14 protein-coding genes are annotated in these 15542 nt (G+C 56.2%); 12 read left to right on the forward strand and 2 right to left on the reverse strand.

Annotated features, from left to right (window positions below; all coding sequences use genetic code 11):
* Nucleotides 1–54 precede the first annotated feature (54 nt).
* The 7 genes from B347_RS0108660 (at nucleotide 55) to B347_RS0108690 (ending at nucleotide 9580) form a co-directional block, all read left to right on the forward strand.
* Nucleotides 55–951, forward strand: a complete 897-nt coding sequence (locus tag B347_RS0108660) for a DUF4123 domain-containing protein (protein ID WP_019409311.1) — start codon at nucleotides 55–57, stop codon at nucleotides 949–951.
* 68 nt (nucleotides 952–1019) lie between these two features.
* The gene (locus B347_RS24775) at nucleotides 1020–4598 is read left to right on the forward strand and encodes a toxin VasX (RefSeq protein ID WP_019409312.1); all 3579 of its coding nucleotides are present in this window, start codon (nucleotides 1020–1022) and stop codon (nucleotides 4596–4598) included.
* Nucleotides 4599–4984: 386 nt separating this feature from the next.
* The gene (locus tag B347_RS0108670) at nucleotides 4985–5725 is read left to right on the forward strand and encodes a hypothetical protein (RefSeq protein ID WP_237719110.1); all 741 of its coding nucleotides are present in this window, start codon (nucleotides 4985–4987) and stop codon (nucleotides 5723–5725) included.
* 381 nt (nucleotides 5726–6106) lie between these two features.
* Entirely contained in the window at nucleotides 6107–6829 is a 723-nt protein-coding gene (locus B347_RS0108675) for a hypothetical protein (protein WP_237719111.1), read from the forward strand.
* A gap of 87 nt (nucleotides 6830–6916) precedes the next feature.
* Complete coding sequence (locus B347_RS0108680; RefSeq protein ID WP_019409315.1) at nucleotides 6917–7156, forward strand: glutaredoxin family protein; 240 nt, start codon at nucleotides 6917–6919, stop codon at nucleotides 7154–7156.
* 56 nt (nucleotides 7157–7212) lie between these two features.
* Complete coding sequence (locus tag B347_RS0108685) at nucleotides 7213–8103, forward strand: pseudouridine synthase (protein ID WP_019409316.1); 891 nt, start codon at nucleotides 7213–7215, stop codon at nucleotides 8101–8103.
* A gap of 190 nt (nucleotides 8104–8293) precedes the next feature.
* On the forward strand, nucleotides 8294–9580 hold the full coding sequence (locus tag B347_RS0108690; RefSeq protein WP_019409317.1) for an OmpP1/FadL family transporter: 1287 nt from the start codon (nucleotides 8294–8296) through the stop codon (nucleotides 9578–9580).
* Nucleotides 9581–9646: 66 nt separating this feature from the next.
* Here the strand turns inward: B347_RS0108690 and B347_RS0108695 are convergent, their stop codons facing one another.
* Nucleotides 9647–9868, reverse strand: coding sequence for a YgdI/YgdR family lipoprotein (locus B347_RS0108695; protein WP_026014075.1), 222 nt, complete (start codon nucleotides 9866–9868; stop codon nucleotides 9647–9649).
* A gap of 104 nt (nucleotides 9869–9972) precedes the next feature.
* The gene (gene mobA, locus B347_RS0108700) at nucleotides 9973–10542 is read right to left on the reverse strand and encodes a molybdenum cofactor guanylyltransferase MobA (protein ID WP_019409319.1); all 570 of its coding nucleotides are present in this window, start codon (nucleotides 10540–10542) and stop codon (nucleotides 9973–9975) included.
* Nucleotides 10543–10620: 78 nt separating this feature from the next.
* On the opposite strand from mobA, the gene moaB reads away from it, so the two are divergent.
* The 5 genes from moaB to B347_RS0108725 all read left to right on the forward strand — a co-directional run bounded on the left by moaB (nucleotide 10621) and on the right by B347_RS0108725 (nucleotide 15447).
* Nucleotides 10621–11160: a molybdenum cofactor biosynthesis protein B gene (gene moaB / locus B347_RS0108705; protein ID WP_019409320.1), complete on the forward strand. Its 540-nt coding sequence runs from the start codon at nucleotides 10621–10623 to the stop codon at nucleotides 11158–11160.
* Nucleotides 11144–12370, forward strand: coding sequence for a gephyrin-like molybdotransferase Glp (gene glp, locus B347_RS0108710; RefSeq protein WP_019409321.1), 1227 nt, complete (start codon nucleotides 11144–11146; stop codon nucleotides 12368–12370). Before moaB ends, glp begins: the two co-directional genes overlap by 17 nt.
* A 244-nt stretch (nucleotides 12371–12614) precedes the next feature.
* Nucleotides 12615–13514 (forward strand): lipid kinase YegS, encoded by a 900-nt coding sequence (yegS, locus tag B347_RS0108715; RefSeq protein WP_019409322.1) that lies wholly within the window; start codon nucleotides 12615–12617, stop codon nucleotides 13512–13514.
* A 110-nt stretch (nucleotides 13515–13624) separates the two neighbouring features.
* A complete protein-coding gene (locus B347_RS0108720) occupies nucleotides 13625–14560 on the forward strand; it encodes a chemotaxis protein CheV (RefSeq protein ID WP_019409323.1) in 936 nt (311 codons plus the stop codon).
* 80 nt (nucleotides 14561–14640) lie between these two features.
* Nucleotides 14641–15447, forward strand: a complete 807-nt coding sequence (locus B347_RS0108725; RefSeq protein ID WP_019409324.1) for an MOSC domain-containing protein — start codon at nucleotides 14641–14643, stop codon at nucleotides 15445–15447.
* Nucleotides 15448–15542 lie beyond the last annotated feature (95 nt).

Here is a 15542-nt window from a genome sequence, read left to right on the forward strand (position 1 = left end):
TAACACTTCATCGGCCCGCTTATGCGGGCTGATGTCGTTCACGGAGGGCATTGTATGGTTGAACGTGAAGGTTCGTTGGCGGCAGGTTTTCCTCCCGAACTCGATTGGCAAGGGGGCAGCGGTTTATTACTGGATGCCGTTCGCCTGATCAAACTGTCTCAGAACCTGGAGCAGTGGACCAATCCCTGGGTGTTTGAGCACCTGTACACGGGTCCACAAATGGCCGGTCTTGAATACGTGACGCCGCGGGTGATGAAAGTCGAAGACCCGCACCATCCGGTGCTGCAACAGTTCTTGGCCAAGGCCGATGAAGAGTGGGGCTATGTGCTGTTCAGTGATGGTCCGTGGCAGTCCTTGGTTGAACATCTGCGCTGGTTGACCGTGGTGCGCATGCCCCACGAGCAGAAAGTTTTTTTGCGTGTGGCCGACCCTTCGGTGATGCATGCATTGCTCAACCTCGCTGTCGAGGCGGGTGATCCCACTCTGTTTGGCCCTTGTCATCAAATTTTGATCGCTGACGGCGCACGTGACAGCTGGCATCTTCTGCAACGACCCGGCCCTGCACCCACTGCGCAACATGCCACGCTTTATCAGCTCTCGACGCAAGAGGCGAGCACGTTGGATGAAGTGAGTTTTCGCAATGTGGTGCTGCGGCTTGACCAGCATCTGCGCCACTACTTTCCCGCGTATCAGGCCAACCTCTCGGCGGCCCAGCGTTGGGCGCATGTGCATGAACTGGCGACCTCTGCGTACGACCGTGGCTTTTACAGCGAACTCGACATCACGCTCTACGCCAACATCCAGGGCTACCTCGGGGAGGAGGCCCTGCAACATCATCCCGATCTTCAGCACCTCCTGACCACAGCCTCATTGCTCACCCCAGCGCAACGCGTAGAGAAAGCGGCCGAAATCGCCCGATGCCGGGCCCTGCACCTGCGAGAGTCCCACTAATGTCGACTGCCTTCAGGCCCCAAAACCCCAACAACGTCAACCTCCCCCGAGACGATGCACGAAACAGCATGGGCACCTGCCCATTGATGAAATCCACTGTGCAACTGATCCCGCTGCGTTACGGGATGGTCGATAACCCAGCGCTGAACCCGGTGGGCGAACTCCCGATGCCGTACAGCCTCGGCGCCCGGCCGCTGGGGATACGGCTGCTGCGCGATGGCTGGTTGTACGTGATTGAAGGCAGCAGCGGGACCTTGTCTGAGTACCGCATAGACGACGGGCTGGTCAGCGCCATGCTGTGGCAAGGCTTGGCTGTTTTCGACGACGACCGCGACGAGCCAATCTACGAACCCAATCTCATTTTCCTCAACACCAGCACGTTGTACGTGGCCTATGCCGAAGTGCCGTGGACCGCGAAAAAGTGCCAGCAAGTGCTGAGTTCGCCTTCGGAACGTAACCACTTTATGCAAGCGGTCGACCTGAGCAAGGCTGAATGCGATACCGGCGGGCCGCACCTGCTGACCCCGGACATGGCCGAGCAGTTGCTGGCTGAGGTGGCGACTGAAAGGGTCGAGGCGCAGCAGCAGGCGCCAGCGACAACCCTGGCCGAACATGCCCAACACACGCAACAACATCTGGACGTCGAACTGCCCGAGCACGAGCGCAAGCCGTATCTGTGGGAAGAACCTGCGCGTTTCAATCAAATCTCTATGAACCGCCTGACCGGCTGCATTCATCCGCAGTACCGCGATGACGTGTTGTACCTGGTGCTGGACGACACGCTGGGCGTGCTGCGTGATCTGGCCAATTATCAGGATGAGGTCGTGGGTTGGATCGACGACTGGAGCAATGGCGGGGCGAAAAAGGGCAATAACGAGCGCGACTATTTACTGGCGTGTTACATCGAATCCCTGAGCCAACTCAATGCGCCGAATGTTCAAACGCTGCTCGGTGACAGCGCTGACCCGGCGCATAAAGCGCTGATGGATGACTTGCTGTGTATGGCTGAGCCGCAACAAGGGGTGACGGATGCGGCGATCATTGAGTACCTCGAAAAGGGCGGCATGATGACCCCGCCTGCGGGCAGCCCGGTGCCGGAAGAGTTGGCGGTGTTGCGCCAGCGGGCGCAGGCTGCAGCCATTGATACTGACTATTCACGTGAGATGAGCAATGGCTCTGATGCGCTGAGTGCGCTTGAGGATGTTGATCGCCGCTTCTTCACACGCGAACACTTTCGAGTAGCGTCACCGGCATTTGTCGATAAGCACTTCGAGGTGTTGATAGCGCTGGGTAGGCAGCAGGGCCAGCAGATCACGGGCCTTTTATACGGGACTAAACTGGGGCAGCGCGGGATTAATGACCTGATCGATCGCGAAGCGATGGACCGTGAGTTGCTTGCTCATCGTGCCGGGCTTGCACGCTGGAACCACCAGCTCGACCTCATCACTGCCGACCGCACAGACTTAATCTGCTCCGGCGCGTTTCACAAAGCCGCTTGGTACTTCGACCCGATGGACATTGGGCAGACAGGACATGCCTTTACCCTTGAATACGCCTGCCTCAAAGACATCTGCCGCAGCGATGACGCCTGCGACCAGTTGCTGGCTTACTGCGAGCGCGAGCCGCAATTCAGTCGCCCGCTGTACCACACCTTGCCCTACAGTGACCAAACCGGGCTTTGGGTGCACTACGCCTTTTTGCTGGCGGCGGGCATGGTGCTGTTCAACAACAGCCCTGAGCTTTTGGCCCGCTTGCGCACGATTGAACAGAGCCGCTTACCGGCGCTGGACGACCTGCCGCAGAGCACCCGCTCAGTGGCCAACGCTGCACTGAATACCCTAACCCCGGCGCTAAATCGCGGGTTGGAAAAAGCACTGCTCAACTTTGATGACCTCTTCAAAAACAACGCCATGCCGGACGTTGAAGAGCTGCTGCGCAAACTGCCAACGGCGTTGAAGTCTCGAATACTGCAGGCGGCTAAAACCGAAGGCGTGACGTTTCACTTTTCTACCCCGCAAGAACAGGCCGCGCTCCGGGAGGCGCTGCAAGAGACGTTGAAGCTGCGTGCCCAAATAGCCCTGCTGAAAAAACAACGTGCTCTATCCAATCGGAGGAACGGGCATAAGTCAGTCACGTCTCGAGAATTGTTGCAGCAGATCGACTACCAGAACGGGATGTTGGACCTGGAACAAAGACGTCTGGCTGCCAGCCTTAGCCCAATCCCGGAACTGCCGGATGAACATGCACGGATTTTTGGCTCTACACAGGGCAAGGCAGGGTTGACAGTGATCTTTCCCAACGAAGGCAAGCGCCAAGTGGCCGGGTTGATGGAGGATTTTCGTCAAGGTGTGAGCCGTGCGCCGGTGTTGAATGTGCCAGGGGATGGGGCGGCGTTGTTGCTGTTTGTGGCGCAGGCGGTGAATTTAAGGCAGGTGTTTAAGGAAACGATGGCAGTTTCGAGTGATAAGAGAGCGTGGATGCCCCTTATTGGCGCGTTTACTGCCACTGGAGCCGCTGGGTTTGCTGCTGCTCAGGGAGTGTTCGATACGGCGCTTAGCGCTCAAGTTAAAAATTTAGGTGATGGTTTAGCTCGTACTGCGCTCAGTCGACTTCAAGTTACGATCGGCAAGTTGCATGTTGGGTTAGGTATTTTTAATTATGCCTTCGGGTTAATTGCTGCGATTTTCAGTCTCTACAGCTATCACCGTAATTGGTTGCAAGCAGTCCGTAGCGGAAATAGAGGCGCTCAAAACGCAGCAATGTTGACGATGATCGCCGCAGGTGGTCTGGCGACCAGTAATGCTTATGGGTTTATTAACACGGTACGAGCAGGACTAGATGTATTGAAGGCTGCCAATGGCGCCGCACGGGAGGTGGCATGGAAGGTTGCTGGCACTCGTTTAAGCAGTGTGTTTTTCCGTTTTAACTTGGCGGGTGCGTTCTTTACGGTACTGGAGTTAGCAGGAACCTGGCTTTACAACCGCTACAACACCAATGCCCATGATTGGTGGCTGCAAAGCACTCCGTGGGGGCTTGATGCAGACAAACGCAAAGAATTAACCCTGCAAGAGTTTCAGTATTACTTGGAGATGCTGCAGCAAACGCCCTTTGTAGAGGTCAAGGGCTCCGGAGAAGAGTCGTTTTGGCAAAGCATGCTGCCCAATACCAAACCGGGTGAGATTTGCGTGATTCTTCCTGGGCGGACTGTGTCCGACTATCAACTCACGCTGGAGGGCAGGGCCAGTCATGCTCTCAAGATCGGTGCTCGGCGCATCACTCGGTCGCTGCGAGGCGATCGAGGCACTCCCATGGAATACCGTGAGGTTGTAACCGAACAGGTGCATGCCGGGTTGTGCCGTGTGGCAAGCAGGCAAGAGAAAGAAGAACAGGGTCCGGCACCCTTGTTGTTAAAGCTCACTTATCCACGCAACCCTGAGCCTGTGTTCGGCAAAGTGTCTGAGGAGTTATTAATTGAGCTTGAGCTGCATTCACTGGATGACAAGGGGCAACTGGTAAAGCGCACTTACCGCATTTGCTTTGATGCTACGGAAGGTGGGCGCTTTATGCCGGCGCAGCAGCACTTCGAATCAAGCGCTGAGATGCCTTTGCTGAAGGTTGATGTCAATGCACTGGATTTGCCGTCATGACTAAAGCCAAAGTGGTATCAACTCAGCAACCGATTAGTGGAGCGCCAAAAAAAGCAGGTGACATTGAGTATTTTCCTTCCGGTCGCCAAACCTACTTGGCCCCCTTGCCGTTGCCCACGGAGGCTGAGCCTTGCTGCCCGTATATCAGTGATTACAACGACACGTATTTGGATTTCGGTGGAGGTAAGCCGAATGTTTATTCGTACCAAATATGGTTAGGAGGGCCATTCAGTACTACATGCTTATTGGCTTTTGGATTCCCGTTATTTTGCTGGGTTATGTTTTTGGCGCTGGGTGGTAGTTCGACCGAGAGTTGGGAGTTTGCGGTAGATTCTTTTTATGCTGTCTGGGGCTACGCATTATTCATGTGGCTATCGGGCTCAGCCATGTGTCTTTACGTCTGGCTCGAAGCCCACAAACTCTTCACCACAGTCATCCCCACCCGTTTCAACCGCCAGCGCCGCGAAGTCTGCTTCATGCCTGACGGCGCCACAGAACCTCTATTCGTCCCATGGGAGTCCCTTTCCGCCTGGATCGTCCAAGGCCAAAGCGCCAGTCAATACGGTGTCACCCGCCACTACGGAATGGGCATGGGTTTTGAGCATGAAGGCGAGTGGGTCCGCGTCGAATTCCAATGCGGAGCCCTGCAACTGGCAATCGCCAATTGGGAGGCGGTGCGCGGTTACATGGAATACGAACTCAACGACTTATCCGCTATTCAAGACCCGCTGGAGCTGCATGAGCCCGGCGACCCGCCCCACGAAGGCTTACACACGTTGCGCAACGCCCGCGCTGGTTTGCATCGGCGTATTCGTGAGAAGGAAGTGGGCTGGATTTACGGCTTCTTTTGGTACGTCTACCACGTGATGACGTTATGGACCTTGCCCAACCACTTGGTGGAGTGGGAGATACAACGCATCGCCAAGGTCGGCCGCAAGGCGCTGCCGCAAGCGATGCGCGAATGGTCTGAGCCCTTGCCTCCAGCGCAATGGGCCAAGCCCAGCGACGAGTTGTTGCGTCTGAGCGCCAAGGTCAAAGCGTTGATCAAACGCTCACCACGCAAGCCGATCACCGAGATATTTGCTGAGGCCTATCGCAGCGACGCCAACTCGCGTAGGCGGGGCTGAGCAGCGATGGCTATTTCAATTGACGAACCACAACCTGTCCTTAAAAAAGCAGGTGACATTGAGTATTTTCCTTCCGGTCGCCAAACCTACTTGGCCCCCTTGCCGTTGCCCACGGAGGCTGAGCCTTGCTGCCCGTATATCAGTGATTACAACGACACGTATTTAGATTTCGGTGGAGGTGAGCCGAATGTTTATTCGTATCAAATATGGGTAGGAGGACCGTTCAGTGCTACATGCTTCTTCGCTTTTGGGTCTCCGCTATTATTCTGGATTATGGGTCTGATGGAGGGTTATAGCTTTGCCGAGAGTTGGGAGTTTGCGGTAGATTTTTTTTATGCTGTCTGGGGCTACGCTTTATTCATGTGGCTATCTGGATCAGCCATGTGCCTTTACGTCTGGCTCGAAGCCCACAAACTCTTCACCACCGTCATCCCCACCCGTTTCAACCGCCAGCGCCGCGAAGTCTGCTTCATGCCTGACGGCGCCACAGAACCTCTATTCGTCCCATGGGAATCCCTCTCTGCCTGGATCGTCCAGGGCCAGAGCGCAAGCCAATATGGCGTCACTCGCCACTACGGCATGGGCATGGGGTTTGAGCATGAAGGCGAGCTGGTTCGTGTCGAATTCCAATGCGGCGCCTTGCAACTGGCAATCGCCAATTGGGAGGCGGTGCGCGGTTACATGGAATACGAGCTCAACGACTTATCAGCCATTCAAGACCCGCTGGAGCTGCATGAGCCCGGCGATCCGTCCCACGAAGGCTTGCACACCTTTCGCAACGCCCGCGCCAGTTTGCATCGGCGTATTCGCGAAAAAGAGGTGGGCTGGATCTATGGCTTTTTTTGGTACGTCTACCACGTGATGACGTTATGGACCTTGCCTAATCATTTGGTGGAGTGGGAGATAAAACGCATCGCCAAAGTCGGCCGCAAGGCGCTGCCGCAAGCGATGCGCGAATGGTCCGAGCCCTTGCCGCCAGCGCAATGGGCCAAGCCCAGCGACGAGTTGTTGCGTCTGAGCGCCAAAGTCAAAGCGTTGATCAAACGCTCACCACGCAAGCCTATTACGGAGGTATGTGCTGAGGCTTATCGCAGCGATAAATGATGCGGTGTCCTTCCTGCTCGCAAACGGGTCGACGTCTTCGGACAAGGCTCCTAAAATGAAGACTCATTTTATTTAAGGTCATTATTGATGCCTCCTGAATGTCAGTTGCTCGGCACCTTGGGTTGCCATTTGTGTGAACTGGCCGAAGACGTGGTGATGCCTTTGGTCTACGACTGCGAATTGATGGTTGAGCTGATAGACATCGCGGACAGTGAGGAGACCGTTGAAGCCTACGGTTTACGTATTCCTGTGTTGCGCCGTGGCGATACAGGCCAAGAGCTCGATTGGCCATTTGATACGGAGCAGGTGGCCAACTTTCTGCTATAGACCGCGACGCTCTGTGCGCGATAATCGCGGGCTGCATTTCTTGTTCAGAGTTTCTTATGTCGACCGAGCTGTTTAACGCCGCCGAGCACCAAGCCAGCACTTTGTATCTGCCGCCGGGCGCCTGGCTGACAGTGCTCGATTGTCTGTGCGAACACTTCCGCGCCATCAGCCGTGAGCAATGGCTTGATCGAATTGCCCGTGGCCGTGTGTTGGACGCCCACGGTGCGCCGATCAGTCCGCAACTGGCTTACAAAGAAGGCCTGCGCATTCACTATTTTCGTGAAGTGCCCAACGAGACACCCATTCCAGTACAAGAAACCATCCTGTATGCCGACGAGCATCTGGTGGTCGCGGACAAACCGCATTTTCTGCCCGTGACCCCGGCGGGCGAATACGTTGAGCAGACGCTGCTGCGTCGCCTGATCCGCACGCTGGACAACCCGCATTTGGTGCCGTTGCACCGCATCGACCGGCATACCGCTGGCCTGGTGTTGTTTTCAGCCAACCCGGCCAGTCGTTCGGCGTATCAGTCGTTATTTCCTACGCGAAAAATTGATAAGCGCTACGAGGCCATTGCCCGCGCCTTGCCAGAACTTGAGTTGCCGCGTGTACATAAAAGCCGTTTGGTGGAGGGCGAGCCATTTTTCCGCATGCAGGAAGGCCCAGGCGCCAGCAATACGGAAACCCGTGTTGAGGTCTGTGAGAAAAATGGTGATTTGTGGCGTTATGCGCTGTACCCGGTGACCGGTAAAAAGCATCAACTGCGGGTGCACATGGCAGCGCTGGGGGCGGGGATTTGCAATGACCCGTTTTATCCTGACGTGATTAAGGACGCGGTCGATGACTACGCTAAACCGCTGAAACTGCTGGCGCAGGGCTTGCGCTTTGCTGACCCGCTGACGGGCGAAGAACGCTTCTTCGAAAGCCGGATTCATTTGGATTGGTAGTGGTTGTAGCTTAATGAAACCGCCTAGTCAGATTAAGGCTCAAGGGTCTTAATGAGTGCCGAAAAACAAGCTAAAGTCGTTGAAAATGTAAGGTTTGGCTGACAAAGGTAAACATTAAAAACTCTTCATAATTAGCCTGCTTGAAGATTGATAGCGTGCTCGGCGCTGCCCAATAATTCGAGTTCTAATAATGAATAAAAATCTCCTCAAGAGCGCTCTGGCGCTGTCTGTTGCCTTTGCCTCCACTCAACTGTTCGCTGGCGGCTTTGCCCTCAACGAACAAAGTGTCAGCAGTATGGGGACCGGCTTTGCCGGTCGATCCTCTTCTGCCGATGATGCCAGTACCGTGTATGGCAACCCCGCCGGTATGTCCCGCTTGAAGCAAAACGAAGTCAGCTTCGGCGCTACCTACCTCGAAGCCACATCGACTATCAAGGACGCGAGTTCAACACAGTTTGGCGCCGATAACCCGGGTACCAACAAGGGCGACATGGTGCCGGGCATTGGCGTGCCATTTGGGTATCTGGTGACCCCGATCGACGAGCATTGGGCGTTCGGTCTGGGTATTTACGCCCCGTTTGGCCTAGTTACTGACTATGAGCACAGCTTCCAAGGCAACGGCTTCGGTAACAAAAGTAAGGTTCAAGTCGTCACGGTCCAGCCGACAGTCAGCTATGCCTTCAACGACAAAGTGTCGGTCGGTGTCGGCCCAACGTTCAACCGCATCAGCGGCGAACTGGACTCCAAAGTGCCAGCGTTTGGCTTGGGTACGGAAAACGTCAAGATCAAGGGTGACGACACCGCGACTGGTTTCAACGCGGGTCTGTTGGTTCAGGCGCTGGACAGCACTCGCATCGGTGTGACCTACCACTCGCAAGTGGTTTATCACCTGAGTGGTAACACTAAGGCTTCGGGGTTTCTCACAGACCTGGTGGACGGTGGGCCGCAGCGTTATGACGCCAAGCTGAACATCACGACACCGTCGTCGGTCGACTTTTCCGTCACCCATCAACTCAATGATGATTGGACTCTCTATGCGGGCAGTACCTACACCCGCTGGAGCCAGTTGAAGAAAATTACAGTCAATAACTCGGGTGTGTCCGATTCTGCCATCGCGCTGGCTGGCCTGGATGCCATCACTGAAGAGCAGCACTGGCATGACACGTGGTCACACGCCATCGGGGCTTCGTACCGGGTCAATAAACAACTGGTGTTGCGTACCGGCTTCTCGGTGGATCAGACCCCGACCAATAACACTGACCGATCGGTTCGTATTCCTACGGGCGACCGCACTGTATTCAGCCTAGGTGCAGGATGGACGCCAGTGGATAACCTGACCTTCGACGTCGCTTATTCCTACCTTAAAGAAGAGCCGATCAAGGTTCGTGATAACCAGCCCGCATTGGGCCTGACTTACAACGCCAAGTATGAAAATAGCGCTAACGGCTTTGGTGGTTCGGTGACGTACCGCTTCTAATCGTATGTCTGAAAAAACAAAACCCGCACGAGGCGGGTTTTGTTTTAAACGCGTAAACGCCAGAGCTTACAGCTCTTTAACGGTACGAACCTGATCCTTGTTGATGCGGGTGGCTTTGCCGTCCAATTGCTTGAACTGGTAGAAGCCCGACGCTTCATCGTACTTAGGGGCATCGACTGTCTGGATTTCGCGGCCGTCGTTCAGCGTGATCACGGACGGCGAAGCACAGCCAGCAAGGGCGGCCAGACCAGCAGTGAGCATAAGAGCGGCGAGAGTCCGATGAGTCATTGTTTATCTCCAACAAATAAAAGTGCTGATGGTAATCACTGTCCTTGAGACGTATACATCGTCAGCAAGTTCCTTGGCTAGTGTCACAAGAGCAGTGCGGGGTGTTATTTAAGAAAGTGCGCGGTGTTGAAGTTACTCAGGCGTGGATCATTTTCGGAGCATTGCAGTGCTTGCGCATTGAGTTGGAGCATAATTTTGCGCGGACTGCGCTCGCCCGCTTGCCAGGCAGCTTCGAATGCTGGGGCCAATGCGGTTGCAATGACGCAAAACAATGGCTCCCAGTGTTCGCCCTGACGCACCATGATCGGCTGGTCTGGTGAGTGAGCGGCGGCATCGAGCAGGGCGCTGAGCAAATCGCTGTCGACCTTGGGTACATCGCATGGCAGCACTAACAGATGCGAGTGCCGGGCAACCGCCAAACCAGCACGAATGCCCGCCAGTGGCCCGTCAAAATCATCGTTGCCATCGCTGACCACTTGATCGGCATAGGCTGCGTACTGCGCATGGTTGCGATTACATGAAATGATCAGGTCATCCGTCAATGGGCGTGCCGCCCTTTGAACATGGGCAATCAACGGCAAATCACCCCAGAGCACCAAGCCTTTATCCTGGCCGCCCATGCGCTGACCGCGGCCACCGGCCAGCAGCAAAATCGAACTGTGAAACGGGTGCATGGGTTGACTCCGCTCAGCCAGGTAAAAGAAGGGCGTGATATAACACCGGACTGTTTTTCCTACAACTGGACCTCGTCTATGAAAGCCAAGGTTGATACGCCTTTCGTCCCTTTAAATATCGCGGTTTTGACCGTCAGCGATACCCGCACCCTAGAGACCGACACCTCTGGGCAGGTCTTTGTCGACCGACTGAACGAGGCCGGGCATCACTTGGCCGCGCGGGTGCTGCTCAAGGATGACCTCTATAAAATTCGCGCGCAGGTCGCCACCTGGATCGCCGATGACGAGGTGCAAGTGGTGCTGATTACCGGCGGCACTGGCTTCACTGCCCGTGACAGCACGCCAGAAGCGGTTGGCTGTTTGCTGGATAAACACGTGGATGGTTTTGGCGAGTTGTTCCGTCAGATATCGGTGGCCGACATAGGCACCTCCACCGTGCAGTCACGGGCGCTGGCCGGTTTGGCCAACGGCACCTTGGTATGCTGCCTACCGGGTTCGACCAATGCCGTACGCACGGGCTGGGACGCAATCTTGGTCGAACAACTGGACGCTCGCCATCGTCCCTGCAACTTTGTCGCGCACTTGAAGCAGGCGCCGGCCTGTGAAACCCGTGGGTAAGCCGGGACGTACGGGCGAGCTGATGCCCGTTGAAGTGGCGCTTGAGCGATTACTGGCGCTGGCCGAAGCCGCGCCGATCCGCGACAGTGAATCAGTGCTCTTGGCCGCCAGTGACGGCCGGGTTTTGGCTGATGACCTGATCGCGACTTTGGACTTGCCGCCTTGGCCCAACAGTGCCATGGACGGTTACGCACTTAACCTGGCCGATTGGACCGGCGAGCCATTACCCGTCAGTCAGCGGATATTTGCCGGCCAAGCACCTGAGCCGTTGACGCCCGGTACCTGTGCGCGAATTTTCACTGGGGCACCGGTCCCGGTGGGTGCCAATTGCGTCGAGATGCAGGAAAACGCTCAGGTTCAGGCCGATGAGCGGGTGCTGTTCACTGAGGCGCTGCGCATTGGGCAGAACATCCGCCCTCAGGGGCAGGAAACCACGGCTGGCGAAATCGTATTACCTGCTGGTACGCGCATGGGGCCTATCGAGCAAGGACTAGCGGCGTCTTTGGGGTGCGCCACCCTGCAAGTGATTCGCCGTACCCAGGTCGCTGTGCTGTCTACTGGTGATGAATTGATCGAGCCGGGCCAGCCATTGGGGCCGGGGCAGATCTACAACAGCAACCGCGTGGTGCTGTGCAGTTGGTTGACGCGCATGGGCTGCGACGTCGTCGATGCGGGCATCTTGCCCGATGACCTGCCCACGACCCGCCAGCGTTTGGCTGAACTGGGCGCGGTTGATCTGATCTTGTCCACGGGCGGTGTGTCGGTGGGCGAAGCGGACTTTTTGGGTATTGCCTTGCGCGAAGAGGGCGAGTTGGACCTATGGAAGCTGGCCATTAAACCCGGAAAACCTCTGACATTCGGTCATTTTCGTGGCGTGCCGGTGATTGGCTTGCCGGGCAATCCGGCCTCGACGCTGGTCACTTTTGCCCTGTTGGCCCGGCCCTACCTGCTGCGCCGTCAGGGCGTACAAGCGGTTGAGCCGCTGAAGTTTCAAGTACCAGCCGGTTTTGTCTGGCCCAAGCCGGGTAATCGCCGCGAATACCTGCGCGGCCGATTGGAACAAGGCAGCGCCATCATCTATAAAAACCAGAGTTCGGGTGTTTTACGCAGCGCCGCTTGGGCCGACGGGCTGGTCGAAGTGCTGGAACAAAGCACGTTGGCCGAAGGTGATTGGGTTGGGTTCATCCCGTTGAGCGAGGTGCTGGGTTAATCCAGCACATCGCATTCCTCGTGGGAGCGGGCTTGCTGGCGATTGAGTCTTTGATTGCGCCTAGATCATCAACAAATCAACGTCTGCCTGATTTACCAGGCGATGTTGACGGCGCTTACTGTCTGCGGCGCATTGATCGACTCCTTGACGCTCGCAAGAGGATATTTGGCAAATAAATCACGAAAGTTGGGTCTTTCTTGACTGGCCGTTGTCCAAAAAAATCAGACTCACCAGGAGAGTACGCATGAGTGCAGGTAAAGCATTTTTGATTTTGCACGGCAAGCAAGCGATGAACGAGGATGTTCGGGCTGCGGTTGAGCAACAACGTTCAATGGGGCGCGAATTGGCGGTGCGCCTGACCTGGGAGGCCGGTGATGCACAGCGGCTGGTTCATGAAGCACTTGCGGCGGGCTACACCCAGTTGATTGCCGGTGGTGGTGACGGCACGTTGCGCGATATTGCCGAAGCCATGGCGCTGGCGGATACCACGGCCAGTCTGGTGCTATTGCCGTTGGGCACGGCCAATGATTTTGCGCGTGCCGCTGGCGTTTCTTTGGAGCCTCGTGAAGCCCTGGCGTTGCTGGATGCGGAGGCTCGGGAAATTGACCTGGGCGAAGTTGACGGGCAGTACTTTTTGAACATGGCCACGGGTGGCTTTGGCAGTCAGGTCACCGCCAATACCTCCGAAGATTTGAAAAAAGTCCTCGGCGGTGCCGCCTATCTGTTTACGGGGCTTTCGCGTTTCAGTGAGTTGCAGGCCGCGTATGCAGAGCTGCAAGGCCCGGATTTTCACTGGCAAGGTGAGTTGCTGGCGCTAGGGATCGGCAATGGGCGTCAAGCGGGCGGTGGCCACGAGTTGTGCCCTCAGGCGCTGGCCGATGACGGGCTGCTGGATGTGAGTATCTTGCCGGCCCCGCAAGAGGTGGTGGGTACCCTTAAAAACCTTATGGCGGGTGGTTGGGGGCTGGATAACCTGTTTGTACGGGCGCGCCTGCCATGGGTTGAAATCAAGACGGCTCAAGGCTTGTCGCTCAATCTGGACGGTGAGCCGTTATCTGGTGAGGCCTTACGCTTTACCGTGCGCAAAGGTGCTCTGCGGGTGCACTTGCCAGAAGCATCGCCGCTGCTGAGCCTTGAGCGTTAAAAGATGACATATGACCTTTGTTTTTTGTGGGCAGGCGTTTTGTGGGGTTAAGAATCGATGCCCGGGGTCGATAGCCTTAGATCTTCAGCATCTACGCCCAGGAATAATCTATGGCCGGCATTCTCGACACGGTAGACCAGCGAACGCAATTGGTGGGTGAAAACCGGCTAGAACTTCTTATGTTTCGCCTCGCGGGACGACAGTTGTTCGCGATCAACGTGTTTAAGGTGCAAGAGGTGTTGCAACTGCCCAAACTGACTTTGATGCCGCACCGGCATCCGCATGTGTGCGGGGTGGTCAATTTGCGAGGCAAGACGCTGCCGGTGATCAATCTTTCTCAGGCTATCGGCATGCGACCGGTGGTGCCGGGGCCAGACAGTACGATTATCGTGACCGAGTACAACCGTTCGATACAGGCGTTTCTGGTCGGCAGCGTGGACCGGATCGTCAACATGAACTGGGAATCCATTTTGCCACCGCCTAGTAGCGCTGGGCGCCAGCATTACTTGACCGCCATCAGCAAGGTTGACGAGCAGTTGGTCGAGATCATTGATGTGGAAAAAGTGCTGGCTGAGATTGTGCCGTACAACGCCAAGGTTTCGCGCGAGAAGCTTGACGATCCGTTGCTGGAGCGCGCCCGTGGGCGTGAAGTGTTGTTGGTCGACGACTCTAGCGTGGCTTTGGCGCAGCTGCGCGAAACACTTTCGCAGTTGGGCATTAACATGCACATCGCCAGTGACGGCCTCAAGGCCTTGAATTTGCTCAAGCACTGGGCCGATTCGGGGCAAGTAATGACCGACAAATTGCTGATGGTGTTCACCGATGCCGAAATGCCTGAGATGGATGGCTACCGTCTGACCACAGAAATTCGTAACGACCCGCGTTTGCGCGATCTCTATGTGGTGCTTCACACCTCGTTGTCGGGCAGCTTTAATGACTCGATGGTGAAGAAAGTCGGGTGTGACAATTTCCTCTCCAAATTCCAGCCGGATAAATTGGTCGATGTCGTGCGTCAGCGTTTGATGCTGGATGAAGTGCCTGCCTGATCCGCCGCAAACAGCGCATATTGGCAGGGACTGGCGGCGCGTATACTGTGGCCTTTTTTACCTTGCAGGGAGCTGTCCCCATGCTTCGCCTAAGCGCGCTTTATCGTTTTCCACTGAAATCCGGCAAGGGTGAAAGTCTGTCTCAAACCCGACTCGACAAGTTGGGCCTGGTCGGCGACCGCCGTTGGATGTTGGTAGACGAAGCGAGCGGGCGATTCCTTACGCAGCGCGCTGACCCCAAAATGAGCCAGCTGTCTGCCCTTTGGAATGCGGGTGGAGGTCTGACTTTAAGCGCCCAAGGTTTTGATTCTTTGGAGGTTGCACTGCCTGATCCTGATCAGGATTTGCGGGGAGTCACCATTTGGCGTGACACCTTGCGTGTGCCGGATGCCGGGGATGAGGCGGCGCAGTGGTTAAGCCGCTTTGTCGAAAAGTCAGTGCGATTGGTGCACGTGCCGCTGCAGCGCGCACGCACGACAGAAGCGGGGTATGGGCACGACGATGACAAAGTGGCGTTCGCCGATGGCTACCCGTTGCTGCTCATTGGGCAGGCATCGCTCGATGACATTTCTAACAAAGTCGGGCGTTCGATGGAGATGCTGCGTTTTCGTCCCAATCTGGTGATTGAGGGCAGCGAAGCATTTGCCGAAGACGGCTGGAAACGCATCCGCATTGGCGATGTCGAGTTTCGTGTGGTCAAGTCCTGCTCGCGTTGCATCCTGACCACCATCGACCCGCAAACCGGCGAGCGGGACGCCGCTCGTGAACCGCTTGCGACCTTGATGACCTATCGCAAACAGGCAGATGGCATCATGTTTGGGCAAAACCTGGTGAATGACAGCGAGGGTGTTCTGGAAGTCGGGATGCCGGTGACAATCCTGGAGTGATCAGCCCCGCCATGACCCTGTAGGAGCAGCCGGTCGACGCTCCTACAGGGGTGAACTGCCCCCAAAAAGTTGGACACCCATCCAACTTTTTGGGT

Origin of the sequence: Pseudomonas psychrophila HA-4, from assembly GCF_000282975.1 — a bacterium.
In the GTDB taxonomy this organism is placed as follows: Bacteria; Pseudomonadota; Gammaproteobacteria; order Pseudomonadales; family Pseudomonadaceae; genus Aquipseudomonas; species Aquipseudomonas psychrophila_A.